The sequence below is a fragment of the Nitrincola iocasae genome, assembly GCF_008727795.1.
Taxonomy (GTDB): Bacteria; Pseudomonadota; Gammaproteobacteria; order Pseudomonadales; family Balneatricaceae; genus Nitrincola; species Nitrincola iocasae.
The window spans coordinates 2937154-2962756 of sequence record NZ_CP044222.1 but is presented as its reverse complement, the minus strand read 5'-3'; the positions used below and the strand labels follow the sequence as shown (position 1 = coordinate 2962756).

At 50.7% G+C, this 25603-nt stretch carries 20 protein-coding genes; 9 read left to right on the top strand and 11 right to left on the bottom strand.

Going from position 1 to position 25603, the window contains the following annotated elements:
- Positions 1-8: 8 nt before the first annotated feature.
- Positions 9-2030: a hypothetical protein gene (locus tag F5I99_RS13570; protein ID WP_151056858.1), complete on the top strand. Its 2022-nt coding sequence runs from the start codon at positions 9-11 to the stop codon at positions 2028-2030.
- Between the two features lie 62 nt (positions 2031-2092).
- Here the strand turns inward: F5I99_RS13570 and F5I99_RS13565 are convergent, their stop codons facing one another.
- Positions 2093-3793, bottom strand: a complete 1701-nt coding sequence (locus F5I99_RS13565; RefSeq protein ID WP_151056856.1) for an L-lactate permease — start codon at positions 3791-3793, stop codon at positions 2093-2095.
- Positions 3794-4119: 326 nt separating this feature from the next.
- Between F5I99_RS13565 and phbB the strand changes: the two genes are divergently transcribed.
- On the top strand, positions 4120-4869 hold the full coding sequence (phbB, locus tag F5I99_RS13560; RefSeq protein ID WP_151056854.1) for an acetoacetyl-CoA reductase: 750 nt from the start codon (positions 4120-4122) through the stop codon (positions 4867-4869).
- A gap of 41 nt (positions 4870-4910) precedes the next feature.
- Here phbB and F5I99_RS13555 read toward each other — a convergent pair whose 3' ends face one another.
- The 3 genes from F5I99_RS13555 to F5I99_RS13545 all read right to left on the bottom strand — a co-directional run bounded on the left by F5I99_RS13555 (position 4911) and on the right by F5I99_RS13545 (position 9116).
- Positions 4911-7310: a DUF349 domain-containing protein gene (locus tag F5I99_RS13555; protein ID WP_151056852.1), complete on the bottom strand. Its 2400-nt coding sequence runs from the start codon at positions 7308-7310 to the stop codon at positions 4911-4913.
- 129 nt (positions 7311-7439) lie between these two features.
- Entirely contained in the window at positions 7440-8621 is a 1182-nt protein-coding gene (locus tag F5I99_RS13550; protein WP_151056850.1) for a hypothetical protein, read from the bottom strand.
- A 66-nt stretch (positions 8622-8687) separates the two neighbouring features.
- Entirely contained in the window at positions 8688-9116 is a 429-nt protein-coding gene (locus F5I99_RS13545; RefSeq protein WP_151056848.1) for a YchJ family protein, read from the bottom strand.
- 99 nt (positions 9117-9215) lie between these two features.
- On the opposite strand from F5I99_RS13545, the gene sbcB reads away from it, so the two are divergent.
- Entirely contained in the window at positions 9216-10673 is a 1458-nt protein-coding gene (sbcB, locus tag F5I99_RS13540) for an exodeoxyribonuclease I (protein WP_151056846.1), read from the top strand.
- A gap of 3 nt (positions 10674-10676) precedes the next feature.
- Positions 10677-11246, top strand: a complete 570-nt coding sequence (locus F5I99_RS13535; RefSeq protein ID WP_225307416.1) for a hypothetical protein — start codon at positions 10677-10679, stop codon at positions 11244-11246.
- Here the strand turns inward: F5I99_RS13535 and F5I99_RS13530 are convergent, their stop codons facing one another.
- Entirely contained in the window at positions 11247-14069 is a 2823-nt protein-coding gene (locus F5I99_RS13530) for an insulinase family protein (RefSeq protein ID WP_191905854.1), read from the bottom strand.
- Positions 14070-14208: 139 nt separating this feature from the next.
- Here F5I99_RS13530 and F5I99_RS13525 point away from each other — a divergent pair, with 139 nt between their 5' ends.
- The 3 genes from F5I99_RS13525 (at position 14209) to F5I99_RS13515 (ending at position 17291) form a co-directional block, all read left to right on the top strand.
- Entirely contained in the window at positions 14209-14592 is a 384-nt protein-coding gene (locus tag F5I99_RS13525; RefSeq protein WP_151056840.1) for a DUF6394 family protein, read from the top strand.
- A 2-nt stretch (positions 14593-14594) separates the two neighbouring features.
- Positions 14595-16298: a potassium channel family protein gene (locus F5I99_RS13520; RefSeq protein ID WP_151056838.1), complete on the top strand. Its 1704-nt coding sequence runs from the start codon at positions 14595-14597 to the stop codon at positions 16296-16298.
- A gap of 120 nt (positions 16299-16418) precedes the next feature.
- Positions 16419-17291: a Tim44 domain-containing protein gene (locus F5I99_RS13515; RefSeq protein WP_151056836.1), complete on the top strand. Its 873-nt coding sequence runs from the start codon at positions 16419-16421 to the stop codon at positions 17289-17291.
- A 51-nt stretch (positions 17292-17342) separates the two neighbouring features.
- Here the strand turns inward: F5I99_RS13515 and yaaA are convergent, their stop codons facing one another.
- Entirely contained in the window at positions 17343-18116 is a 774-nt protein-coding gene (gene yaaA / locus F5I99_RS13510; RefSeq protein ID WP_151056834.1) for a peroxide stress protein YaaA, read from the bottom strand.
- 44 nt (positions 18117-18160) lie between these two features.
- Positions 18161-18394, bottom strand: a complete 234-nt coding sequence (locus F5I99_RS13505; protein ID WP_151056832.1) for a DUF2789 domain-containing protein — start codon at positions 18392-18394, stop codon at positions 18161-18163.
- Positions 18395-18539: 145 nt separating this feature from the next.
- On the opposite strand from F5I99_RS13505, the gene F5I99_RS13500 reads away from it, so the two are divergent.
- Positions 18540-19817 carry a tryptophan--tRNA ligase gene (locus F5I99_RS13500; protein ID WP_151056830.1) on the top strand — a complete coding sequence of 426 codons (1278 nt, stop codon included), beginning with the start codon at positions 18540-18542 and terminating at the stop codon, positions 19815-19817.
- 1 nt (position 19818) lies between these two features.
- Positions 19819-20229, top strand: a complete 411-nt coding sequence (locus tag F5I99_RS13495) for a tetratricopeptide repeat protein (protein ID WP_151056828.1) — start codon at positions 19819-19821, stop codon at positions 20227-20229.
- Here the strand turns inward: F5I99_RS13495 and F5I99_RS13490 are convergent.
- The 4 genes from F5I99_RS13490 to F5I99_RS13475 form a co-directional block, all read right to left on the bottom strand.
- Complete coding sequence (locus F5I99_RS13490) at positions 20219-21628, bottom strand: DUF4139 domain-containing protein (RefSeq protein WP_151056826.1); 1410 nt, start codon at positions 21626-21628, stop codon at positions 20219-20221. The genes F5I99_RS13495 and F5I99_RS13490 overlap by 11 nt on opposite strands.
- Positions 21629-21644: 16 nt before the next feature.
- A complete protein-coding gene (locus F5I99_RS13485; RefSeq protein ID WP_151056824.1) occupies positions 21645-23714 on the bottom strand; it encodes an SUMF1/EgtB/PvdO family nonheme iron enzyme in 2070 nt (689 codons plus the stop codon).
- A gap of 34 nt (positions 23715-23748) precedes the next feature.
- The gene (gene kdsA / locus F5I99_RS13480) at positions 23749-24597 is read right to left on the bottom strand and encodes a 3-deoxy-8-phosphooctulonate synthase (protein WP_151056822.1); all 849 of its coding nucleotides are present in this window, start codon (positions 24595-24597) and stop codon (positions 23749-23751) included.
- 78 nt (positions 24598-24675) lie between these two features.
- The gene (locus F5I99_RS13475) at positions 24676-25596 is read right to left on the bottom strand and encodes a GIDE domain-containing protein (RefSeq protein WP_151056821.1); all 921 of its coding nucleotides are present in this window, start codon (positions 25594-25596) and stop codon (positions 24676-24678) included.
- Positions 25597-25603 lie beyond the last annotated feature (7 nt).

Here is a 25603-nt window from a genome sequence, read left to right as displayed (position 1 = left end):
GTGAACATGTGAGTCAGGGTATTGAAGAATTAGAACAGACTAGCCCGAAACTTGTCGCCTTGCTGCAGAAGCTGGATGCCAGTATTGAGCGCCTGACGCAGGCACCCGAGTTTGCTAAATATGACAAGCTACTGGGTGTGCTGGACCTGGTCAGGCGAGTTTTGCTGCAACCGGGTGGCTGTGCCGCATTGGAAGTCAGGGCTGAAGGTATTGAACAGGCGGGTGTGTTTGCTGGATCTGACTGGCAAACACCGCAGATTCTGGTGCCTTCGTTAACGTCACACTCGCTGCAAAGTGCCGATGCCAATCTACTGGTAATAGAAGCACTCAGTGAGATTCGCCTTCTGGCTGTTGCTAAGGATAATTATCGTCATCCATTGATCTCTGCTGAGCAGGCCCACCACTACCTGACGCAGGTTATGGCGATTAATCTGGCCTTGTTATTCACTCCGCCAAGTGAAGCTGAGCGAGAAACACAGGGGCGCCTGGCACAAATTCCACGGTTGTTGTTTGAGTATCTGGCTCAACGGATCGGTTATGAGCATGTGATTGATCAGCTGGTTGACGAAATCTGGCGTATCCTGCAGCAGCGGCCCATCCAGGTTGATGCGGTCAAGCGCATGGTGACTCAGATTGCAATCTGTCAGCATAATCCGGATATCGACCTGGGGAGTAGCGGGCAAGGTGCGGCACGATTGGTCAGTAGCCTGTTTGGCACCACCCAGGCGTGCCGTGAAGACCCTGGAGTGGATGTCTACAAAGACAGACTTGCGACTATGGATAGTCAAGCCTTGCAGTCAGAAGCTACCGGATTTGCCAGAGCCATGCATGATACAGGGTTAGTGTCACCCTATCATGCCGTGTTGCTGCGTCACCTGCTAGCTGTGGATGACTACTTGCTGATCGAGGCGTTGGGCTTGTCTTCAACCGGACGGGATTGTTTCATGTGCTTCCGCCAGTTGATCCAGGCGCTGATTCGTCAGGTTATTCTTCCAGCTACGGCTCAAGGCATTTATGGTCTGGCGTTGATGTTGGAGCGTGGCATTCTCTATCAGCCTCCGGTCGCGCCGGCACTCTGGCGACAGTTAGGGCTGCCCTTGTGCAAAGAAGCTCAAACTCGGTTAGCCTTAGCCTTTGGTGATCAGGTATCCGTTAGTGCACGTTTACTGGAAGGCGTGCTGTGTATTCTGGGGCAACCACTTGGTGTAGGTCAGGGTAACAGCCCGACCTGTCAATCGGCCCGGGCCCTGTCTATGTGGGCCTACAATGATCCAGACTATCTGCTGCAGATGCTGGTCTGGGCGGCCAGGGATGATGAAGTCGTTATGCACTTTGAAGGTCAGACGATCTCTTCACGTGACTGTCAGGCGGGTGTCGCTGGAGAAATGCCCATAGACCTTGATCCGGTTTCCCTGCTACTGGTGCCGCATCTTGATCGTATCTATGCCGAAATGGGGCGCCGCTGTATCGGACGGGAAGGGGACCCGCATCGCTGGGTTAATCCCGAGTTTCATGGCTGGTGGTCGGGCCGTGGATTTCGTATCAATATTGATGTGGCAACGGGTAAATTTCAGGATCTGGATGAGTTTATCCGGGCATTTTATGCCTGCTACCATCCCTATTTTAATGGTAATCAACCGCTTATACATCCACAACCTGCTGGTATTGCCATTACCGATTCAGCGGCACGTTTTATCGGTTGGCATGCGATCACCTTGCTGCGTGTGGCACTGGATCCTGAGGAGGTTATGCGGGTGTATTTCTATAACCCGAATAACGATAGTGGGCAGAACTGGGGTGATGATGTTGTAGTCAGTACATCCGGCAGGGGCGAGCGCTTTGGTGAAGCGTCGTTGCCGTTTGCACAATTTACCTCACGGCTATACATCTTTCATTATGATCCGCTAGAAGGCGGCGCCTTGGCTAAGGTGCCTCAGGATGAGTTGGACGAGGTGCAGGGTTATATGCAGCGAAGTTGGGGTATGGATCGTCAGCCTCCAGATGTGGCGCTACAAGCGGCGGCACAATAAACGCCTGATATCGAACCTAAAAAAAGGGGCCATCCATTGATGGCCCCGGTAATACAGGCTTGCTATTGCGCCATCAATGGATCACTGATACCCACCAGATGCAGCGCGATTAGGGTTATCAGGCCTGCCATGATCAGATAATAGACCGTCGGAATGATGGTCATGCGAAGGGTTTGTCCTTCACGTCCCAACAAGCCCACAGTCGCTGATGCTGCAACCACGTTGTGGATGGCAATCATGTTACCTGCAGCGGCACCAACAGCCTGTGCAGCGATCAGCATGGCACTGGATACGCCGATTAACTGGGCTGTGTCAAACTGGAACTGAGCCATCATCAGGTTGGATACTGTGTTTGAACCGGCGATGAAAGCACCCAGTGCCCCGACTGTGGCGGCAAAGAAGGGATAGACATCACCGACGCTACCGGCTACCAGTTCGGCCATGGCGCGAGGCATGGATGGCAGGTCGGCCAGGTTAACGCCAGAGTTGATCAGAATACGCACCATCGGGATGGTGAACAGTAATACAAAGCCAGCACCCAGCAGGGTTTTGGATGACTCACTCACCGCCGCACGCAACTCACCGAATTGCATCCGATGTAACAGGAAGGTGGCCAGTACAACCATAATCATGATGCCACCTGGCAAATACAGAAACTGTATGCTGCCGGATACACCAGCTTCACCGAGAATATTCTGCCAGCCCAGTACCAGGTTCTGGGTGAAGAAGGTTTTGACATCCGCGTTGACGCGAGATAAAACCAGTAATGCACCCAGTAGCAGATAAGGAAGCCATGCCAGACCCACCGACATAGGGGCTTTGGCTGTCAGGCTGTCGAGTTTAATTTCGATATTACCCATCCACTCAACTGGCCACTCGCTGGCAGCAGCAAAATCCCAGCTCTTTTTCGGCAGCAGGAAACCGGCTTTGGCTGCGGGTACCACGATCAACAAGCCAACCAGTGCACCAATCATGGATGGGAATTCTGGTCCCAGGAACACGCCAGCGGCGGCATAAGGAATAACAAAAGCGATACCGGCAAACAGGGCAAAGGGTGCCATTGCCAGACCCTCGCGCCATGAGCGGTTTCTACCGAAGAAGCGTGTCAGCATCATCACCATAAACAGAGGCATGACGACCCCGATCAACGCATGGGTAATGGCGACTTCGGAGGTGATCAAACGATAGAAAGTTTCCCAGTCAGAGCCCTGAGCAACCAGTGCTTCAGTGATGCCAGCGCGATCCAGACCACCCGTAACACCCACAACAATAGGCGTGCCTACCGCACCAAACGAAACCGGTGTGGACTGGATCATCATACCTACCATCACCGCCCCGAGTGCGGGGAAACCCAGTGCAACCAGTAAGGGAGCTGCCACGGCGGCGGGGGTACCGAAACCTGAAGCGCCTTCGATAAAGCAGCCGAATAACCAGGCTACAATGATCACCTGTACACGACGGTCCGGGCTGATATTGGAAAACCCACCGCGAATGGCGGTAATCGCGCCGGAATGCTTGAGGGTATTCAGCAGCAGGATGGCGCCGAAAATAATCCACAGGATGGCACCGGTAAGAATTAAGCCTTGCAGCGTTGATGCCAGCACGCGGTTAAACGTCATCTCCCAGGCAGTGAGAGCGATCGCAGCGGTAACGACAAAGACCACAGGCATGGCGCGTCTGGCAGGCCAGTGCAGTCCGACCAGCAGAATGGCTGCCAGTACCAACGGCGCAAATGCCAGTAAAGAGAGTAGAGTGGAGTTCATAAAGCCTTCTCTAGTTTGATTAATTGTTTAATTATACTTGTTTGGGTAAATTGGTATGACCAATTATTCGGTGCAGTCAATAAGGTTAGGGACTTGTTAAATGCGAGTCAATCAATCTGAGCCAAACTTAGACCTTTGTCTAGAGTGGAAGAATAACCGTATTTTTTCACTGTATAGGCTAGTCCCGTCATCATTGAGCGACTATGCTTAAGGAGAAAGGCTTGCAAAAGATTGAGTTGCTGGTCTTCGCTATGAAGTGCAATGCTTCGTGCTATGCCATGACCGGCAATAACAATAAAACCGACAGTGTAAATGGGATGTGAACTATGACAAAAAGAGTTGCTTTGGTTACAGGTGGAACAGGCGGTTTGGGAACCTGGATTTGTCGAGCCCTGGCAGATGCAGGATTTCGTGTCGTGGCGGGTTATAACAGTGGCGGCAATCACGATAAGGCCAAAGCCTGGCAGGAAGATCAGCGTCGTGATGGTTACGAAATAGATGTTGCTTATGGTGATGTGACCAATTCGGCTTCCTGTGCTGATTGCATAAAAACGGTAGAAGAACTGACTGGTGGCAGTGTTGACGTTCTGGTAAATAATGCCGGTATCACTCGTGATGGTATGTTCAAGAAAATGTCCTGGGAGCAATGGAATGAGGTGCTGTCAGCTAACCTGGATAGTATGTTCCATATGACCCGTCTGGTAATTAACCCAATGCTGGAAAAAGGCTTTGGCCGCGTTATCAATATTTCTTCCGTTAATGCGCAGAAAGGCCAATTTGGTCAGTGTAACTATTCAGCTGCCAAAGCCGGTATTCATGGTTTTACCAAGGCTCTGGCACAAGAGGTCGCTGCCAAGGGGGTTACTGTGAATACTCTGTCACCTGGTTATATCATGACGCCAATGGTGGCGAAAATATCGGAAGATATTCAAGCTAAAATCTGCTCAACCATACCGGTTGGGCGTTTTGGTAATCCGGAAGAGATTGGCCGAGCCATCGCTTTTCTGGCGGATGAAAACTCCGGTTATATCACCGGCTCCGATCTGTCAATTAATGGCGGTCTGCATATGAGTTGATTGGCCTGGCTAATCTGATAGAGTGAGCCCCGTATTGGGGCTTACTCGTTATGCGACAGTAAATTAGCGAAACGCTGTTGCAGGGTTTCGAACTGTTCACCAAACTCTGCCTCATTCCATTCATCAATAACCCGTTGAACTGCGATCTTACGTTCGCTATCCGAGCAGGGTTCCAGCGCCTCCTGTAAGCGTTGCATCTGGTATTCCATTCTTAAGTATTGATCACTTTCCGGACTGGGCTGATTAAACAGTATTTCCAGACGTATGCAGAGTAATCGTGCGGCTGTTTGCCGTTCTTCAGCTGAAGTGAAGTCTTCTGAATCCTGGTTTTCAGTCTGTTGTAAGGCCCGGAGTTGGGCAAATACCTGATCACCATGATAGCGAAAAGCTTCCCAGAGCTTGCGCTCCTTGTGTTTTGCCGTGCTGCCAATGGTCTTCCAGGCTTGTTGCAAGGCTTTGATGCCTTCAGTCGCTGCGACTATATCCTCTGACTGGGATAAGGCTATGGCTTCATCAACCAGTGCTTGCTTTTGTGCGGCACAGTGGCTGCGGTGTGTTTGCAGAGCCTGTTCAGCCTGGTCTAGCAATTGCTGAAAGCGCGTCTGCAGCAGTTTTCCGGGTGCACGGTCAACTGGTGAAAACTCACGCCATTCGTGCTTGGCTTTTTTCAGTATCTGCTCTAGCGCTCTCCAATCGGGCTGTGACCAGTCCAGGGCGCTGAAGTAAGTTTCCAGGTGTTGGCAAATTAATTCACGCTGTGACAGATTCCAGGCACGCAATCGACTGAGCTCTTTGTAGTAAGCATCACAGGGCTGGTAAGCCTGGCGCGATGCTGCGTGGAAGCGCTCCCAGAGCGGCTTGACAGGAGTTGGTGATTGCTGGTCAAGCTGCTTCCATTGCTGTTGTAATTCACGTATCTGTGTTGCCAGATCTACCGGTTCCAAGGCACTGTCAATCAGTGCTTCCATGGCCATGCATAGCTGTTCTTTCTTGGAGATAGCCGCAAACTGTTGCCAGTCTGTCATCTCGTTGACCTGGGCGGTAAGGCTGCGAAACTGCTGTTGTAACGATTCGGTTAAGTGTAGATGTTTAATCTGCTTGTTAAGTCGCTCAAGTTGCTCTTGTGCCTTCTGGGTTTCACCTTGGTTGATATGACTATCCAGCAGGTTCAACTGATCTTCTATTGCAGCCAGTGCGGCCTTATCCTGCTGTTTTAGTTGTTGCAGGCGTTTTTCAGTCTGTTGCCCAATAGCTGTCAGTTGTTTGAGATCCAGAGATGCCTGTAGAGCCGTTGGCCAGGAGTGCAGTTTTAGTGCCTGCTTGATGGCTTTATGGCTCTCTTGCAACGCATTCAGGTCATTGGCTGCGTTACCTTGCTCCACCAGGCTGCGAAAATGCATGCTCTGCTGTTGCAGCATCCGGCAGGCATCGATGATGGTGACTAGCTTGTTCGCCTCATGGCGCTCAGCCTGTGTCAGTTGATCAGCGTGATCTGCCATGAGGCGTTGTGCTTCGTTGTCTAACTGGGTCAGGTAGTGTTGTGACTTGTTTTGTTCAAGTGAATTCTCGGTCAGTTGTGCTAGCAGTTCAGTGAGTAGATCCTGACATAGGCCTAACTGTCTTGTGGCCTCAGCACGAACAGCTTCAGCATGAGCCAGGGCAGCCTGCTCGATATGCTGCTGTTGCAAAATTGTTTCAGCCTGATGAACCAACTGCTGGTAGGTTTCAGCAATGTCAAGGGGTTGATGACCTGACAGATCATTCCACTGGCTTTGCAGGGCTTGAAAACGAGCACCGAAATGTTGTCTGTCTGTGCTATTGATTAAGGCGTGTAAGTTATCCAGTAGCAGCTGGCGCTGTTGCAAAATAGCCTGCTGTTCTGCCTGGATCTGTTGGCTGCGCTTGTGTATATCACGGGTAATGCGATAAACCGCCTTATCATGATCTTTTGCAAAGTGGCGTACTTTTTCAAGACAGTCTGTATCAGCTAACTGAGTCGCAGCCAATTGACGCGTTGCCGTCAGTGGGGCGCGCATGGCAATGTCAGCCAGAAAGACTTCATTGTGTATGCGAGGGAGGAGTGCATGGTGCAGCCGTTCACTCTGGCTGTGACAGATTAGCAGGCTGAGGGCTGCTTCGTTCTGCACAGTTTCAAATTGACTGGTGTTTATAATACCTTGTTCTGATAACGCGATAAGTCTGGATGCTGCCAGTTCGGCTTGTGCCGGGTCAGTATCTTGTTCAAGCAGTTGAATTAGAAGCTGCTGATCTGTAAGGCGTGTTATGGCAACGGTTCTGACTTTAGGGTCCGGATCATGGTAGGCAAGCTGCCTGAGTTTTCCGGCATCAGATTTCTTGTTGGGGTTGAGTTTTGTTGCCGCGATGCTGCGAACAGCAGCACTCGGATGACGCCATCTGGGTTTTAACAGGTCTACAAACATCAATCACCGTAACCGGACGTTAAGTCCAGCAATCCTTAAGTATGCCAAGCTAATGCTAAGGCGGACTATTCTACCGGTGGCAGGTGCCGCAATAAAAGCCTTGATTGCAGCGTATGATGAAATAGTTTTTCAAACGCTCAAGTCAACCTGCTGAATCAAGCCTGCTTTCCCTTGCTCTGACAGGTAGATACCGCTGGAGCGGATTACGCCGAGGCGCTCTTCACCTAGTGAGCCGTTCAGGGTAAACGGTGTGTCCGCATTACCCAGATAAATGGCACCTAACCCAGCATCTTTCAGGCTGATCAGTTGTTGGCTGTTACCTTCTCCGGGTTTTAGCCAGAGTTGCAGGTGCTCAAAGATAGCATCATTTTCATCGATCCAGCCATTACCGTCGTCGTCATGTTCTGCCAGTTCGGCAAAGCCATCACCTGTGGTGGCCCCAAAAAGCTCGCTACCATCGTTGATATGAGCGTCACCATTACGGTCAAGTGCCAAAAATGCCGCATTACCTGCCAGTTTTGGAATCAGTTCTTGCTGACCATCCAGCGTTAAGTCAAACTCAAAGCGTTCTTGGCTGAGTTCGGCGGCTTTGCCATCAAAACTAATGACCAGAGGATCTTTGAGGGCGCCGCCCAGTTGCAGTGAAAATTCCCGGTGCTGAAGTAATTCACGACTCATATTCACGGAAATGTCGATCTGAATCTGTTTGCCATCGGTGCTGGTGACCTGCCCAGTGGCCTGAAAAGCAGTTTGCTCCTGCTGATAAAAGCTTTCTGATACCTGATAGTCCAGACTGGCTTGAACTGGCACTTCCAAGGGTTGAATCGTCGCTGTAACCGGTTGTGTCGGCTGTACTGGCTGGGCCTCAACAGTGGACTGTTTTGGCAGGCGCAGGTCAATGATGGAAAATTCAATATCCTTACCGGTCAGATTGCGAATCAGAGACTGAATTAACGAAATACGTAACCTATCTTCTGCTGAGAGCACCAGAATATCACCATCCTCAGCGCTGTGACTAATCCCTGCCGAGGCGTCATTGGCCGCTGTTTGATTGCGTTCATTGGCGGCCTCGACTTGTGCTGATAAGCGGTCAGCTTTGACTGCCAATGCTGGATTTCCAGCTTGGCTACGCAGCTCGTTATAGGTCATGAGTTGAGCAGTTTCAACGCTCTTTTGGCTGGAGTAGCTCAACTCAGTCATGTGCCCTGTTGAGCGATCCGGAAGGCTGACATGCAGCTGCTCATTGCGTTGATAGCGGCTTTGCGCCTGGTGTGATGATGTGAACTGCAAAGAAGACGATTCAATACGCATGGTGATAACCTCAGTCGATTTTGAGGTTATCGGCCACTTTGAATACTTCTTAACCAGAAAAAAACCTCAGGTGGGGATGAGTTCCAAGTCACCATCAACGTAGTACCAGCGGCCACTATCCTGGCGAAAACGCGAGGTTTCCCGGAGTATTCCATTGCCATCAGGACTTTCAAAGTGTGCCTCAAAGCAAACTTCGCCTTCTGTGTCCTGCGGTTGGCCAGCCTGAGTCTCAAGAATAGTCAGTTGGGTCCAGTTGGTAATCTGTGTTTGTTCCACCAGTAGTTCGCGATCTTCTTCACGACGAGTTTCTGGTGCAGTGGAGTCGATAAGATAATCAACTGCACCGACAAAAAAAGCAGAATAACGTGAACGCATCAGCGCTTCAGCCGATTTGGCTGGTCGACTGCCGTTAATGGCAGGTGCGCAACAAAAGTTGAAAGGTTTACCCGATTCACACGGGCAGAGTTGATCGCTGCTGGTTTGATCCTGCAACATAGGATGATCCCCGGATTATTAACTGATACTCTTCAGCATAACACGGTAGCAAAGCCGTATGAACGTTACGGATAATCGACTATAGCATGAGATGGTGAGATGGCGCAGGCACAAGCGGGTAGCTTTTTTTGGCATGATTATGAAACCTCTGGTACGGATCCCAAGCGTGACCGACCTATGCAGTTTGCTGGTGTACGCACCGATATGGATTTCAATGTAATAGGTGAGCCACTGGTGCTTTACTGTGCACCTGCCGATGATTTTCTGCCACATCCCATGGCGTCTCTCATCACCGGCATCACCCCGCAAAAGGCTATGGCAGAAGGGGTGTGTGAGGCAGAGTTCATCAGTCGCATTCATGCTGAATTATCCCAGCCCGGGACTTGTGCTGTGGGCTATAACAGTCTGCGTTTTGATGATGAAGTGACGCGCTATACGCTCTATCGCAACTTTTTTGATCCCTACGCACGTGAATGGCAGAATGGCTGCTCTCGCTGGGATATCATCGATATGTTGCGTCTGGCACGAGCACTGCGTCCGGATGGTATTGTCTGGCCAACCTATGAATCAGGTGCCCCCAGCCTGCGGCTTGAGGACCTCAGTCGCGCTAACGGGCTGGTACATGACCAGGCTCACGATGCGCTGTCGGATGTCTGGGCGACACTGGCGCTGGCAAAGCTGGTTAAGGAAAAGCAACCCAAGCTGTTTGAGTTTGTTTTTTCCCAGCGCTCCAAGCAAGCGGTGCGGCAGATGCTGGACACGCAGTCGATGAAGCCGGTGCTACATGTCTCTTCACGCTACCCGGTAGAGCAGGGCAATCTGGCCGCAATAGCTCCCTTGGCACAGCACCCGATCAACAGCAATGCCGTGATTGTCTGGGATCTGCGCCACAACCCAGCGCCCTTGCTTGATCTCACGGTTGAACAACTCCGTGCAGGTCTATACACCCGTCAGGATGAACAGCCTGCTGATGCGCCCCGAGTGGCGCTGAAACTGGTGCATGCTAACCGTTGCCCAGTACTTGCACCGGCCACAATGCTCAGTCCGGCAGAAGCGCAGCGACTTAGCATTTCCGGTGAGCTGTGTCGGCAGCACCTGGCCATGCTGCGTGACAGTCGTGCTGTGTGGCAGGAGAAATTACAGGCAGTTTACGCTGAGTCCGCATTTAATGCCGAAAAGAACCCGGATCATATGCTCTATAGTGGAGGCTTCTTCAGTGATTCAGATCGGCATCTGATGGAAGAGGTGCGACAGACACCTCCAGAGTTACTGGCTGGATTGAAGCTGCCCTTTCAGGATCAGCGTTTACCGGAGCTTTTGTTGCGCTATAAAGCACGTAATTTTCCCTTTAGCCTTACCGAAGATGAGCAGCAGCAATGGGATGAGTATCGCAGTCGACAATTGCTCGGACCCGATAATGATGACTGTCTGACCATGACCGGGTTGTTTGATGAGCTGAATCGTATTGCTAGTGAACGTGAGCTAACATCAATGGAGCAACAGATACTTGAGGATCTGGCTATGTATGCTGAATCTATCTATCCGATGGAGTTCTGACCGGTGAGAAATTTCTGTCTGTGGTGTCTGGTGGGGCTCATGCCATTGGCCGCTCTGGCAAATGAATCTCCAGATTATAGTGTGATAAAACCAGATGCTTATGAGGGCGGACGTTTTCATGCCCGGGATGTATTTGAAGGGCGTGAAAGAGGGTACTATGATCCTGAGCCCATGTTGGAAGTTTATCCGTCTGAACCTGCTGAACCCCTGGAACCTGTAGTCATCATGTACTCAGAGCCTGATGAGGTCTATGAAGTCCAGGAGATGTTTAACCAGCCCGAAGAGCCACCCCCGCTGACCGGCGAAGATCGTATCTTTTCAGAAATTACCTCTGATGTTCGTGAGCAGCAGTGTTTTGCGTTAGGGCTGAGCCAGGATTGCGATCCGGACGTCGGTTTTAGCGGTGAGTTGACCTTTGAAACGGAAAGTGGACAGACAGTCGGTGAAGACATGCTTGGTGCGTCCAATTTTTATCGACGTCTGGAGGCAATGGAAACAGAGCCTGAACCGGAGGAACGGTTCAGGCTGCTGGAAGAGTCGTTTACACCTGATTTGAATGTATTGTTCGACTAATCAGTGGAAATGGCTTTCGCTACGTTGTTGTTGCAGGCTTTGATAGCCACTGAGATCCGGAATTATCGGCACAGCATCACCTTCGGGAAGTAAACTTCCAAAGCTGCGGATCTGATATTGCCGGGTTTGCAACTCTGCCAGTAACGTTATCAGGTCATCACGGCTGATTTCAGAAACCTGCTCAGCAATCTGTTGATGGGTTGTGAAGGCGCCATCACGGTCCAATTCCCGCCAATAGCGCTGAGAGCGCTCAGACAACTTGGTATCAGGTTGTAGCAATCGTGAGCGCAAGCTCTGACGAAAATCGTCTAACTGTTCATCACTCAATTCTTGCAGCTGGCTGTGCATAGCAATCAGGAAATTATCAAAATGCGTTTCCAGTTGAATGGGGTCAGCCATCGGTGATTGCACAATAAGAGCCAGGCCGGGTACATCCACCATCGGTAGGTAATTGGCAAATACGATATAGCCCAGTTGCATATCCGTGCGTAAACGTGAATAAAACGGGGTAGAAATAATCTCATTCAATAGCGCAACAGCCGCTCGATTTTCCAGACTTCGATCACTGGCTTGCAGATAGCGAACCAACGTGGCGTCGTTATGCGCCAGTTTCAGTGTATCGGTAAGTGGTGTGTTTAATGGGATTTCTACAACAGGCACCCGGATACCGGTTACCGAACGCGTATCTGATAATAGTTGAGACTGAATCTGCTGACTCATGTTCAGGGCGGTATCTGCGGTTATATTACCATGTGCCAGTAGGCGTACTTCGGCCTCGGTAAACAGCTCTGAGAGAAACTGCTGCAGTTGTTCGGGGGTTACGTTTTCCAGGGCCGCCAATCGGTCTTCTGTGCTCCAGCGCGACATGAGAGCTGTGAAGAGCTGTTGCATGGCTAGCTGATAAGGCCCCTCCTGGCGTTGATTGATCAGGCGTTCTTCAAGTTGCTGACGTACCCGCTCAAATCTGGCCGGAGTGATTTCAGGGTGCTGCATCTCCTGCAGCAGGGCGTCCAGCAGCAGGGGCTGTTTATCATTGTAACCGGAAATTTGCAGCGAGAAGCCGCGCAGGTGTGGGTAGAGTGACACATTCAGGCCAGCTAACGATGCATCATAGAGCATTTCATTCATCTGATCGTTGAGTACTCGGGTGTAAAGTTCCAGCATAACGGCGTTTTCTGCACTGGCCAGTGCCAAATGGGTCATGAAGGCAAAATACACATCAGCACGGGGGCGCTGGAACTGTTGATCCTGTTGATACCACAGGCTGAAACCGGGTTCATCGCGCAGGGCTATAGGTAAGTCGCTAGCCGGATCATCACGTTCTGTTAAAGCCAGAGAATCGGGAATAAACGGATTCAGCTGGCGCAATTGCAGATCGGTATCCGGGTCGGCTTCCTGCCAAAGACTCAAGCGCTGTGCATCAATAGAGGCAAAGCGGTAACCGGCATTATAACGCGTCTCGGTCAGCTCCGGCGTGACCTGCGGGTGTTGCAGGGTTAACAGAAGATTGTCGGGGGTAAGTTGCTGCAAGTAGCTATCAATGAGTGCTGGCTCAAAACTTTCCAGCAGATAGTTTGCATTCAACAGGTTTTCGGCTGGATAGCGCTGCTGCATTTGAGCCAGCATCATCACTTCATGAATGGGCTGAGGTTGGTCGCGGAACTGAAACTGCAGCGCCGCCAGTTCACTTTCTTCCTGGTAAAGGCTGGCATTAAGGCCCTGTTGCCGTAGTAAATTGACATAGCCAAAGAACAGCGTAGTAATGCGATCTATCTGATCGAGGCCGTCATCGGTTAGCTCGATATTGACCTGAAAGCTGGCCTGGCCGGGAAGATCAATGGCAGTATAGGCTGATACGCCGGTTGCCAGTTGTTGTGATTTCAACAGGCTGAATAGACTGCCTTTTCCCTCATAACCCAGTAGACTGCCAATAAAGTACAGAGGTTTACTCCGCCAATGTTCACGAGTTGGCGCAACCGGAAAGGTTAGTGATAGGGTACGTTGTTGACGCAGAGTCTGTATTTCAAGTTGTAAAGGCAGTTGCTCTTCAGAAAACAAGGGCGCTTTATCGACATAGGGCTCGGCCTGGAAATTGGCAATATCACTGAAGCGCATTTCCACCAGTCCGCGCAACTCGTCCAGGGATTGCGGACCACTGACAACCAGGCTCATCAGATTGGCTGAGTAGTACTGCTGGTAAAAATCGATCAGCGCGTCGCGTATCTGAAGGTTTTCACTGTCTGACAGGGAACGTAAATCGCCTACAGCAAAGTTGCTCCAACCATGTTCTGCATTCATGACCTGTTTGGTGACTTCATGTACGCGACGGCTATCGTCCCGGCGCTTGGCCTGAAATTCAGAGTCAACTGCGTGACGCTCACGTTGCACATAGTCTGCAGTAAATAACGGGTCGATAAAAAAGCGTGAAAACCTATCCAGAGCACCTGCGAATGCTTCGGGACGCACATCAAAAAAATAATTGGTGTTTTCATAAGCGGTGAAAGCATTGTGTGATCCACCGTTGGCGCTGATATACGACTGATAGCTATCAGCTTCCGGGTATTTTTCTGAGCCCAGAAACAGCATGTGCTCCAGGAAGTGCGCCAGACCGGGAATTTCTACCGGGTTAGCACCCGAGCCGACAGCAACGTCCATTGATGCGGCCGCCTTTTCAGCTTCTGGATCGGAAATTAATAATACTTTCAGTTGGTTGGGTAAGATAAAGGTTTCAAGTGACCGGGTGTCATAGGGGCTTTGGATAACCTGAGCTGGAACAAAACCGGAAAAGCTGATCAGAAACAATAAAAAAACAACGCGGAGCATTTTGAATCCTGTAACCCCTGGCATAAGATACCTGTAAGTCTTTGAAGGCTGAAGTTGATATACGATAAGACTGGCCGGTAGTCGTATAGTTCCCGACTACCGGCTGTCCCTAATTACACTCTGTCACGGAAGTAGTTCTATGAACCGGGAAAAAGTGATTTTTGCATTCTTTATTATACTGGCGCTGACATTAAATTTCGGCTTTTTTGTGGGTGAAGTTGATAATATAAATCATCATGATGTCTGGGAGTTGTTTGCAGCGCTGGTTGTCAGTCTGGTTTGTACGGTGCTTAAGTTCGGGGATCGCACCCATCTTGGTGCATTGATGCTGTCTACCAGCCTGGTAGCGGATCTGCAGTTATTGATTGCGGCCTTTATCTGGGGTTATGGCGTGAATATTCATGAAGGGGGTATGACACCTTCCATTACCGCCAGTATGGTCTCTTTTGCTGCCGGCGCACTGATTGCCAATGTGGTATCGGTCATACTGCTGATGGTCGAAACTGTGATTGTGCGCCGCTGATCATGCAGAATAATATTCTCTATCTGGTTTTACGTCGACTGCGTACGCCGCTGATTATATTGATAATAGTCTATGCAATTACCATCGCGGGTTTCGTACTGATTCCGGGGCAGGATGATCAGGGTGAGCCTTGGCGCATGGGTTTCTTTCATGCTTTTTACTTTGTGTCTTACATGGCAACGACGATCGGTTTTGGTGAAGTGCCTTATGTCTTTACCAATGCCCAGCGTATGTGGGCGATGGTCAGCATGTATTTATCTGTTTCGGCCTGGTTGTATGCAATTGGTGCCACCTTGCAGATTTTTCAGGAAGCCGCGTTTTTGCGTCTGCTGCGCTTGCGTCGCTTCATTAAAGAAGTGAATGCATTTGATGAGTCGTTCTGGCTGATTTGCGGCTATGGTGTTACCGGTAGTCTGGTTGTCCGGGAATTGGCCGCTCAGGGGATCCGGTCAGTCGTTGTGGATATTAATCAGTCCAGGGTCGACAGTCTGGAGCTTGAGAATGCGCTGGTGTCTGTGCCAGTGCTTTGTGCTGATGCTTCTAAACCAGATAATCTTGAATATGCCGGTATCCGGCATCCCTGTTGTCAGGGGGTGATGGCATTAACTAACAGTGACAATGCCAATTTGTCGATTGCCATTGCCAGTAAGCTGCAATACCCCAAGCGACAGGTGTTCAGTCGCACTCAATCAGCTTTGCATGCCGCCAACCTGGCTTCATTCGGGACGGATCTGATTGTTGATCCATTTAAAGTTTATGCTGAGTATCTGGCGCTGGCGGTGAGTTCGCCGAAAAAACATCTGGTCTTTGACTGGCTGACCAACCCGCAGCACCGCGCCTTATCCAGCCTGTATAAGTCGCGTCAGGGCCGCTGGATTATCTGTGGTTATGGACATTACGGGCAGGCTCTTTATCAGGCTTTGGTGCAGGTGGGGGTTGCTATTACTGTGATAGAGCCTGATGCCCAACAGCTTGATGCGCTTGACGATATTGTTGTGGGTGTCGGGACGGAAGCCAGCACCTTGCGTCAAGCCAGGGTGGAAACTGCCGTGGGTATTGTGGCTGGCACAGCCAATGATGCCGACAATCTTTCTATTATCATGACCGCGCGCGAGCTCAATCCAGAGCTGACTTGCGTGGTGAGTCAGAACCGACACTCAAACGAACGGGTGTTCCAACATGCAAACTGTGATTTTGTGATGAAGTCGGGGGCTGTTATTGCCAGTCGCATTATGGCCCACAGCCGCTCAAACCTGTTGATGGTTTTTATTGAACATCTGCTGCAACAACCCGATGTTTGGGCTCATACCTTGCTGAATCGTTTGAATCGCAGTGTCGGCGATGAGCGTCTGGAAATATGGGAAGTGATTGTTAATGAAGCCAAAGCGCCTGCCGTGTGCAATTTTATAGCGGCTAAGGGACGCTTGGAATTAAAATACGTGATGAAAAATCCGCATAACCGACAAGCAATGCTTGATTGCATTCCACTGCTGTTGCAGCAGGGGGATAGCCTGGATTATTTACCCGGTGAGCTGCACGCATTACAACCGGGTGACAGAGTATTATTTTGCGGCCGTGCTGAGGCAGGGCGCAAGATGGAATGGCATTTAAATAATTACAATATGCTGCACTATGCTGTGACGGGCAACGATGCAGGTAATAACCTGTTGGCCCGTATGCTACGAAAATGGCATGCAGATGAGTGATGTGATTGGATTATTGCTACCATAAAGTCAAGACTATCAATTAGTCGTATTTCCCCTTATATTTGCCCATAATAATTATATTAGAATCTATGAAATAAGTGCATGTAAAGTGAGGTGCTGATGAGCCGTTTTACACTTCCTGTTATCGCTCTTCTGCTGGGATTATTTCTATTGCCTGTGAATGCGGAAGCCAAACGTTTTGGTGGTGGCATCAGTGGTGGAAAGTTATTCTCTGCTCCTCAGCGTCAGGCTTCTCCGCCTGTACAGCAGCAACGCCAGGAGGGCGCGCCGAGCCAGCAGGTTACGCGTCCCGGAATAGGTGGGCTGATGGGAGGGCTGCTTGCCGGAGGGTTACTTGCGGCTTTATTTATGGGTGGAGCCTTTGATGGTGTGCAGTTAATGGACATTCTGCTGATAGCCGGATTCGGTTTTTTGATTTTCAAATTTTTGAAAGGACTGCGGGGTGGGTCTAGCCATCATCGCGGGGCCTATGCCGGGTCGGGTACATCAACTGCTTTGGATGATGGACAGACTCAAGCATCCATGTCGCGCAGCGGGTTTATGCCGGAACCTCCTGTGTCTGGTCTGGCTACAGGCTATATGATGGAACCTCTTGATCTACCGGAATGGTTTGATCAGGATGCTTTTCTGCAGGCTGCCCGGAAGCACTTTACCCACCTGCAGCGTGTCTGGGATCAGCGGGACTGGGAAGAAATTGCCACTTATACTTCTGATGAAATGCTGCTGTTGCTGCAGCAGGAGCGTGCCGGTCTGGCACATGATCAGCACACAGAAGTGGTCTCGGTGATGGCAGAACTGATCAACTTTATCGACAAGGGTGATTATGTGATTGCCAGTGTGAATTTTTATGGTTGGCTGCGGGAAGAAGGTAACGGTGATACCACTGAGTTCAGTGAGATCTGGCATCTTGAGCGGCGTGTGGATGCGCAGTCGGGTAATTGGATGATTGTCGGTATAGAGCAGCCCTCCTAAATGCTAGCAGGCAGCCACTGACCAAGAGTTTGGCTGCCTGTTTTGATGTAATCAGCTATGATCGCGCAAAAATACCGGTGAATCAGGGCTGGAGTCTTTCGGGCTGTAGTAGTAGCCATCCAGATCAAACTTCAACAAGGCTTCCACTGACTCTATCTGCTGTTGAATCAAAAAACGGCTCATCAAACCACGTGCTTTTTTGGCGTAAAAGCTGATGATTTTATACTGTCCGTTTTTCCAGTCTTTGAATACCGGGGAGACAAGCTGACCCTTCAAGCGCTTTTTATTAATGGCCCCAAAGTACTCATTCGATGCCAGGTTGATAATCAGCGGATCACTAGCCTGAGTGGCTTCTGCATTCAGGTGATCGGTGAGTCGATCTCCCCAGAAATCATACAGATTGTTGCCCTGGTTTGTTTTCAACCGAGTGCCCATCTCCAATCGGTAAGGCTGCATCAGATCCAGGGGTTTTAACACCCCATAAAGCCCAGACAAAATGCGCAAGTGTTGCTGAGCGAAGGCAAAATCCTTGTCAGACAGACTCTCTGCATCCAGGCCGGTATAAACATCACCTTTGAATGCCAGTATCGCCTGACGCGCATTATCAGTTGTATGCTCGGCTTCCCAGCTTTCATAGCGGGCAACATTCAGGCTGGCCAGTTTATCGCTCAGTTTCATTAACTGGGCAATATCCTGAACAGAGTAGTCCCGAAGTTGGGCAATGAGCTGTTTAGCATCGTCAGTAAATTCCGGCACAGAAGTTTGCTCGGTAACGGGCTTTGAGTCAAAATCCAGTGTTTTCGCTGGTGATATCAATATCAGCATAGTGGCAGATAGATTCCTGTGTCAGTTAAAGATTTGCGTCCGTATCAGCCACGCAAACGGGTGTTCAACTCATCAACTACTTCAGCCCAGTCAGAGTCATTGGCGATGGCATCGCGAAGGAATACGGCCTGTGCCTCATTCCAAAAAGTGGCATCTTCCAGCTTCACCTTGTCGGAGAAAAGTTTGTGGGTGTTGATGAACTGATCTATGTGGGCATCCGTTGATGCCAGCCCAAGCTGTTCGAACAAGGTATTAATTGTATGCGTAGACGTATCCATATTCACCTCCGGTGAATTTATACCAGTTTATTTTTACAGTAAGTTTTGGCTAGAGCAATGACTTTGTCAAAGCGCTGGTTAACCCTTAAACGCCTTTCGTGTATGCTTAGCAACCTAAACTTAAGTCATGTGTCACGGGTCTGTCATGGGTAAAAAAACAGTTTTAACCGGTATTACTACGACCGGTATTCCGCATATCGGTAATTATCTGGGTGCGATCAAGCCAGCCATTGATGCTAGCTGCAACCCTGAGTATAACAGCTATTTTTTTCTGGCCGACTATCACGCCTTAATCAAATGCCAAGAGCCACAGCGGGTGGCTGAGTCGACCCGTGCCATAGCGGCTACCTGGCTGGCGTTGGGGCTGGATACGGATAAGGCCACCTTTTACCGTCAAACTGATATTCCTGAAATTCAGGAGTTGACCTGGATACTCACCTGCCAGACTTCGAAAGGGTTGATGAACCGTGCGCATGCTTACAAGGCAGCCGTGGATGCCAATCGTGAGGCTGGCAAAGACGATCTGGATGATGGTGTGACCATGGGGTTGTTCAACTACCCAGTGTTGATGGCTGCCGATATTCTGATGTTTAATGCCGATATTATTCCGGTGGGTAAAGATCAGATACAGCATATAGAAATGGCACGGGATATCGCTGGGCGCTTTAATCATCAATTTGGGTCACTACTGACCTTGCCGGAAGCCCAGGTCGATGAAGAAACCCAGTTGATTCCCGGGTTGGATGGACGAAAAATGTCCAAGAGTTATGACAATACGCTGCCGTTGTTTTCCAGCCCTGATGAGCTGTACCGGCTGATCAAGTTGATCAAGACTGATTCGCGCGCACCGGGTGAGCCCAAAGATCCTGATACCAGCACCCTGTTTCAGCTTTACCGTTGTTTTGCTAATGAATCCGAAACAGCGCAAATGCGTCGGGCATTTGAAAATGGTATTGCCTGGGGTGATGCTAAGAAACAACTGTTCGAATACCTGGATGCGACTCTGTCAGGCCCGCGCCAGCGTTACCATGAGTTGATGAATGATCTGGGTTACGTTGAGTCCATACTGCACAAAGGTGCTGAGAAAGCACGTGCTCAGGCAGCACCCTTGCTCAGCCAAGTACGCATTGCCGTCGGGATTCGTCCTCTGACTTATGTGGCGCCTTCCGCTGCAGATTCAGCACAGAAAAAAGAGAAGTCTGCAGAAGCACTGGAGCGTGCTGAAGCCGGATGGAAACGGGCTATTTTGCTGCAGTTACAGCCGCTACTGGATCAAGTGGCAGCGGCTGAAGACCCAGCAGCAGCGGCAAGGGTGCTGGTGGCTGAGAAAGCTGCAGAGATGGAGAGCTTAAAGAAAAAAGCCCGTCAGAAAGCCGAGAATGAACTTGAACTGCTACAGGAAGCGCTGGTGGAGTGGCTTTGATATGCGCATGATTGGACGATTACTGGCACCGCTGATCTTCTGGATTGCCTATGCACTGTTTCGCTCGCCTTTTGCCCGTGGCAGTAAAGCACGTCATGACTATGTGATGAAGCTGTTTCGTTATGCCGCTGATCATCAAAGTCGACGCGCTTTGTCGGTGTATGGGCATCTGCTGCATTTTCGGGGTGAGGGGGTGAGTAATCGCATTCAGGGTGCCATCTATCTGCAGCAAGCGGCGGATCTTGGCGATATGAAAGCCCAGTATCAGATGGGACGAATCTTTGACAGCGGCTTTGAAGGTTACTTTCGAGTCGATGCGCAAAAAGCACGTCACTACTATTCTCTGGCAGCGCGTCAGGGGCACAGTCTGGCCCAGACGCGCTGCCAGGAGTATGAAAGCGTTAACGATTGATGCGTTTTTTCATCTCGACAGTGAAACGCATGGTTTCTGTACCACCTGCAGGCAGGTGCATGCTCCAGGTCAGTTGACCGGCACCGTCTTCCTGCATTTGATGGTTAGACTCCTTTAACTCCCATTCCTGCTGAAAGCCCGCACTCAGATCAACGCTACGTCCTTCGTTTCCGGCGTTGGTGATGCTGACCTCCTGTTGTATTGTAATGCTGTCAAAGCCATCACTGAACAGGGTTTGACGGCGTGTGATGTTCAGATCAAATGCACGGCCCAGTGACAGAGTGGCTTCTTCACCGGCAGCCAGATTACCCAACTGTGCGGCACCGATAAACTGTAACTCACCTTCGCCATCCGGGCGGAATACCCGCGCCTGACCCGCCGGTAAGGGGGAATTACTGCTATCCAGTGAGGGCGCTTCAAGTACCAGCTGTACTTCGGGTTGCGTCTGGTAGCGTTGTTGATCCATGGTTGGCCACAGGTTGAAATGGTGGCGATAGATCATTTTAACTGGCAGATCGTCAAACTGTACCAGTGGTAACTGTTTGGTTTCATCAGGTTGCAGCGTTACTTTATAGGGTAGGCGGTAGAGGTAAAAATCCTGCATCTGTTCGGGTGCTTTGGCCTGGCTCGCCATTGCATCACTCATTGCCATCGCGCGCATCATTTCTGGCTGCTCCCCTGTGGGTGCGTTGATATCACCCGCTATTAGTCGAAGATCAGCATCCTGGAACACACTGCCAGTGTGGTTATACACAGAAGCTAAGCCTTCGGCAGACAGTGTCTTTCCCCGGCTGTCCAATGTTAATACATAATCCATCTGCCAGCCGAGACCGCGGCTGAGGTAATTGAGTTGGGCGATGCTTTCATTTTGCGTACCGGCGCTGACAAACTGCAGCCCGGCTTGTCCTTTCAGACTCTCCGGTAATTCCGCTGGGAAGATAAAACGCCATTCCGAGCTGTGCATGGGAATAGATTCAATGCGCCCATCACGTCGGACCAGTGCTTGCTGCTCTATACTCAGGAGTTCCACGGTACTGATACTTTCCTGACCCGTAGCCTGATTGATTCGGGCCAACTGAATAAACTTGCCCAGATGTGCTTGCAGCAGGGCGTTGTAGTTTAACGGGCTTTGCTGCAGACTTTGTTCGAGTATCTGACCGGCACCCTGAATACGCAGTGTTTCCGCAAGCATCTGCTGGCTCACATCTTCAACGCTGATGTGCTGACCCGGTGACAGGGCAGGCATTCGGCGTTGATCCTGAATCATAGCCAGGTCCTGATTATACAGGGTCAGAGCCAGATGAACCTGATCGGCTGCATTAATAACACTGGCTTGTAAGGGTGATGACGCCAGTCCGAGGCTTAAACAAAGTGAAGATATTTTAAAAAAACCGCGCATCACAAGGCTCCTGTGACTAAGGTGAAGCGTTAGATATTGGGGTGGGAAGGTCCAGTGCGACTCGGAAGCCCCAAGTGTTACGGGCCGTATCTGGCGGATGCCGGTAGCGACTGGATGAGCGCGTCAACCGCGCCAGATCGAACCAGGAACCACCACGTATCACCCGATAACTGCAGTCACCACTGAGTAGTGCTGATCCATCCTCCGGGGCTCCGCGATAATGATCACTGTAGCAGTCCTGCACCCACTCATCGACATTCCCGTGCATATCTTTCAATCCCCAGGCATTGGCTGGCAGCTGTCCGACAGGGGCGCTTTGTTGACCATCCCATTGAGTTCCACACTCATCACAGACTGCCATCGCCGGAACAAGTTCATTTCCCCACCACCAGGCCGAGATGGTACCGGCACGAGCGGCATACTCCCATTCGGCTTCAGTGGGCAGACGATAGGGTTCTCCGGTAACGGCTGCAAGCCAGGCCGTATAAGCCTGGGCATCCTGCCAACTGACATTGATTACTGGTCGTGAGCCGCGTCCCCAGCCTGCATCATCGGGTAAGGGGCGGTTGGTAGCCAGCGCAAACTGATCATATTCATCAAAGGTTACTTCGTGTACGCCCAGAGCAAAGCTGTAATCGATACTGACGGTACGTACCGGACGTTCATTATCATCTCCCATACGATTCAGGTCGCCCATCAGGAAGGTATCTTGTGGTAGTGTCTGCACCACCGGCGCATAGCCTGCTTCCCCAAAGTGATCCCTGAAACGTGCCAGTCCGTCTGGTTGCTCCAGGGCCTGGCGTGATGTGTCCTGTGCAGCCGGGCTGGGGGCAACCGCTTCTGATTCGTTCAGAGCTGGCAAGGGTTGGGTCAGTTCATCGATGGAGGTTTCGACAGGCTGTTCTGAGGTGACGGGTGAGTTAATACGCGCCTGCTCAAGTTCCTGCTGAAGAAGATCGCGTTGTTCAGTGAGTGTGCGAATCGCTTGCTGTTGTTGCGGGTCCGGTTGTTGTAGCAGCAGGCTGAGCAACAGGCCCAGTATCAAGCCGCTGCTGAACAACAAGGCCGCGGTAACTTTGGGACTCAGGGGAATTTTTTGCAGCAATCGTATGATCGGCTGAAAAGGCTGTAGCCAACCCGTGGGTATCAGTTTTTTGACTCGGGAAATAGCGTTAATAACACGGTTTGGTTTATCCACCGATGGGGGGGCAGGGTGTGCATCTTCAGGCGTATTGGCTGCAGTATCTTCTTCTTCACTGAAAAGTGCTTTGAGCAGCTCAAGTATGGATGCCGGTCGGCTTTGTTGATCCGGGTTAAGGGCCGATTGCAATGCGCTCCATTGTTTGGCTGACAGACTGTTGGGTGCTTTCAGTTCGCGTTGGAAGCGGGCTTTTTCGTCATCATCTGGCAAAAAAGCCGGTTTGTCTGCATAAAGCTGGTAAGCCAATGCGGCAAAGGCATACACATCCGAACGCAGACTGGTAGGTTGAGGGTCAACAAAGCCTTCCGGTGCCTGATACTGACGGTAAGTCGGTTTACTGGGCATAAGATCAAAATAATCATCCACAACATAATGCCAACTGATCATCATCACCCGGACGCCGCGTTTGCTGCTGATAAATATCAATTCAGGTGCCAGACTGGCATGACTTTTGTGGATTTCCCGATGAAAAGCATCCATAGCCTTGCCCATCTGGATTAACAGACCTTGCTTTTGCATAGGCTTAAGCTGGGCGGCTTTACCTGACGCAAACATATCAGCGAGTGTTAGTCCATCCACGGCTTCGAAGGCTAGAAAAAACAGACCTTTAGCGCTGAACAGTCCGTAGCAGTCGAGAGCATTGGGATGCTTGCACTTCCGGCAGACAATGATCAGTTTACGCAGCCGCTCAACAAATTCTGGCTGGCGGATCAGTACATCGGGGAGAAACAACAGGGTAACGGTTGGGCGTCCTGAAGAAGCCTGATCTTCTGCCTGCCAAAGCGTGCCGTAAGGATGAGGCCCTAGCTCAGTTGTTAAGCGAAAGCGGTGCCGTTCGGGGCCAACAAGAGCCCCTATTTCGAGCAGAACACCAGAATCATCCATGTCATTCACCTCAAACGCCTGTTGTTACAGTATGTTAATTGGCTGTATCCAGCACTGGCAATGATTTGATCAGGCTGTCCAGCGCCTTCATTTGGGTCAGATAACCTTCCAGTTTTGCCAGAGGCAAGGCGCAGGGACCATCACATTTTGCCTGGTCCGGATCCGGGTGTGCTTCCAGAAACAACCCGGCAATCCCCTGGGATAGTCCGGCTCTGGCCAGTTGAGCGGCCATTGCCCGGCGACCATCGGCTGAGTCAGCCCGGCCGCCAGGCATCTGCAGGGCGTGGGTGGCATCGAAAATAACCGGATAGCCAAATTCTTTCATGATGGTGAATCCGAGCATGTCGACAACCAAATTGTTGTAGCCGAAGCTGGTGCCGCGCTCACACAGCATTAACTGGTCGTTGCCCGCTTCTTCACACTTATGCAGTATGTGCTGCATTTCCTGGGGTGCCAGAAACTGTGCTTTTTTGATATTGATCACCGCACCCGTGGCAGCCATTGCCTGAACTAAATCGGTTTGGCGTGACAAAAACGCCGGTAGTTGAATTATATCGCAGACTTCGGCGGCTGGTGCAGCCTGGGAAGGCTCATGTACATCGGTGATAACCGGTACCTGAAAGGTTTGCTTGATTTCCTGCAGGATCTTAAGCCCTTCATCTAGTCCGGGGCCTCGATAAGAGTGCAGCGAAGAGCGATTGGCTTTATCAAATGACGCCTTGAATACATAGGGTATGTCGAGCTTTTGTGTGATTTCGACATAGTGCTCTGCAATACGTAACGCCAGGTCACGAGACTCCAGTACATTCATGCCACCCAATAGTACCATTGGGTTGTCATTACTGATGGCCAGCTTACCCACCTGAATCGTTGTTTGTTTCATGTAAATACCCTGTGGAATCCAAAAAGTTATTTCATTATAGGAGGCTATAGAGATCAAGTCTTGCTGCTATCCATCTGACTATAATACCTGAGCCATTAACAGTTCTATACAAAACCAGAGCGCTGCGAGCATAGCAACCAGACAGAGCAGCGCACGTTGTCTGAAGCGCTTAATCAGCCTGGACTCATCCTGTGTGGAGATTAGCAGCGGATGGCCAGGCTTCCCTGGGTGGGTCAGGACGTGCATATCTGGCAGGTTATTCTGATACTGACGCTGCATCTCGGCCTCTTCCAGCGCGGCTTGACGTACAGCTTGCCATTCAATGGTAGAAAACTCAGTCGCCCCAGGTGCCGCAAAACGCGTCAATAACAGTGCGTGATTGCGTTTCCAGTCGCGGATAATATCGGCTTGTAGCTTGTTTAGTGTGGCTGTGTCGCGCCCTCCGCCCACTGTCTGGAAGTGTCCCAGTGCATAGACTTGTTCATGTTCCATGATCAAATGTTCGGTATAGCGGTATCGACTGCCAGACAAGCTGGGTGAACCTAAGGAGGTAGCGTATTTCAGTAAAGATGATGGATTGGGGGTGCTGCCATGCCATATGCTGCGCTGGGCTACATCCATTTCAGCTTTTTCCGGGTCTATCAGACAGACGCCGGTGCCATCATTGATCTGAAACCAGGCATCAGAACTGCCGCGTTCTGCAAGTTTCCAGCCGCCCTTGCCCCCATCGGCCTGACGGTCAATACGGTAACGGTACCAAACACAGGGGCGGCCGGATAAAGGGGCTTGCAACAGTCCCCCCTCACCGCTGATTACATGACCAATAATTTCGACATAACCCTGAGGAGCCGAACGTATCATCGCCGTGGGCGTGTCGGTAATCAGCCGGTAACGGCGTAAGTGCCGGAACATAAAGAACAGCGCCGCCAGAATACTGAGCCCACAGAGGGTGATACCCAATACCTGTTCTTGGCGGTCAATATAAAGATCCAGAAACATGTGTGTA

What these genes read in the sequence shown, in the direction of transcription:
- phbB (WP_151056854.1), top strand. Translation starts at nt 4,120, where the DNA reads ATGACAAAAAGAGTTGCTTTGGTTACAGGTGGAACAGGCGGTTTGGGA.
- F5I99_RS13530 (WP_191905854.1), bottom strand. Translation starts at nt 14,069, where the DNA reads ATGCTCCGCGTTGTTTTTTTATTGTTTCTGATCAGCTTTTCCGGTTTT.
- yaaA (WP_151056834.1), bottom strand. Translation starts at nt 18,116, where the DNA reads ATGCTGATATTGATATCACCAGCGAAAACACTGGATTTTGACTCAAAG.
- F5I99_RS13495 (WP_151056828.1), top strand. Translation starts at nt 19,819, where the DNA reads ATGCGCATGATTGGACGATTACTGGCACCGCTGATCTTCTGGATTGCC.
- F5I99_RS13550 (WP_151056850.1), bottom strand. Translation starts at nt 8,621, where the DNA reads ATGCGTATTGAATCGTCTTCTTTGCAGTTCACATCATCACACCAGGCG.
- F5I99_RS13485 (WP_151056824.1), bottom strand. Translation starts at nt 23,714, where the DNA reads ATGGATGATTCTGGTGTTCTGCTCGAAATAGGGGCTCTTGTTGGCCCC.
- F5I99_RS13505 (WP_151056832.1), bottom strand. Translation starts at nt 18,394, where the DNA reads ATGGATACGTCTACGCATACAATTAATACCTTGTTCGAACAGCTTGGG.
- F5I99_RS13565 (WP_151056856.1), bottom strand. Translation starts at nt 3,793, where the DNA reads ATGAACTCCACTCTACTCTCTTTACTGGCATTTGCGCCGTTGGTACTG.
- F5I99_RS13490 (WP_151056826.1), bottom strand. Translation starts at nt 21,628, where the DNA reads ATGCGCGGTTTTTTTAAAATATCTTCACTTTGTTTAAGCCTCGGACTG.
- F5I99_RS13555 (WP_151056852.1), bottom strand. Translation starts at nt 7,310, where the DNA reads ATGTTTGTAGACCTGTTAAAACCCAGATGGCGTCATCCGAGTGCTGCT.
- F5I99_RS13520 (WP_151056838.1), top strand. Translation starts at nt 14,595, where the DNA reads ATGCAGAATAATATTCTCTATCTGGTTTTACGTCGACTGCGTACGCCG.
- sbcB (WP_151056846.1), top strand. Translation starts at nt 9,216, where the DNA reads ATGGCGCAGGCACAAGCGGGTAGCTTTTTTTGGCATGATTATGAAACC.
- F5I99_RS13515 (WP_151056836.1), top strand. Translation starts at nt 16,419, where the DNA reads ATGAGCCGTTTTACACTTCCTGTTATCGCTCTTCTGCTGGGATTATTT.
- F5I99_RS13545 (WP_151056848.1), bottom strand. Translation starts at nt 9,116, where the DNA reads ATGTTGCAGGATCAAACCAGCAGCGATCAACTCTGCCCGTGTGAATCG.
- F5I99_RS13525 (WP_151056840.1), top strand. Translation starts at nt 14,209, where the DNA reads ATGAACCGGGAAAAAGTGATTTTTGCATTCTTTATTATACTGGCGCTG.
- kdsA (WP_151056822.1), bottom strand. Translation starts at nt 24,597, where the DNA reads ATGAAACAAACAACGATTCAGGTGGGTAAGCTGGCCATCAGTAATGAC.
- F5I99_RS13475 (WP_151056821.1), bottom strand. Translation starts at nt 25,596, where the DNA reads ATGTTTCTGGATCTTTATATTGACCGCCAAGAACAGGTATTGGGTATC.
- F5I99_RS13500 (WP_151056830.1), top strand. Translation starts at nt 18,540, where the DNA reads ATGGGTAAAAAAACAGTTTTAACCGGTATTACTACGACCGGTATTCCG.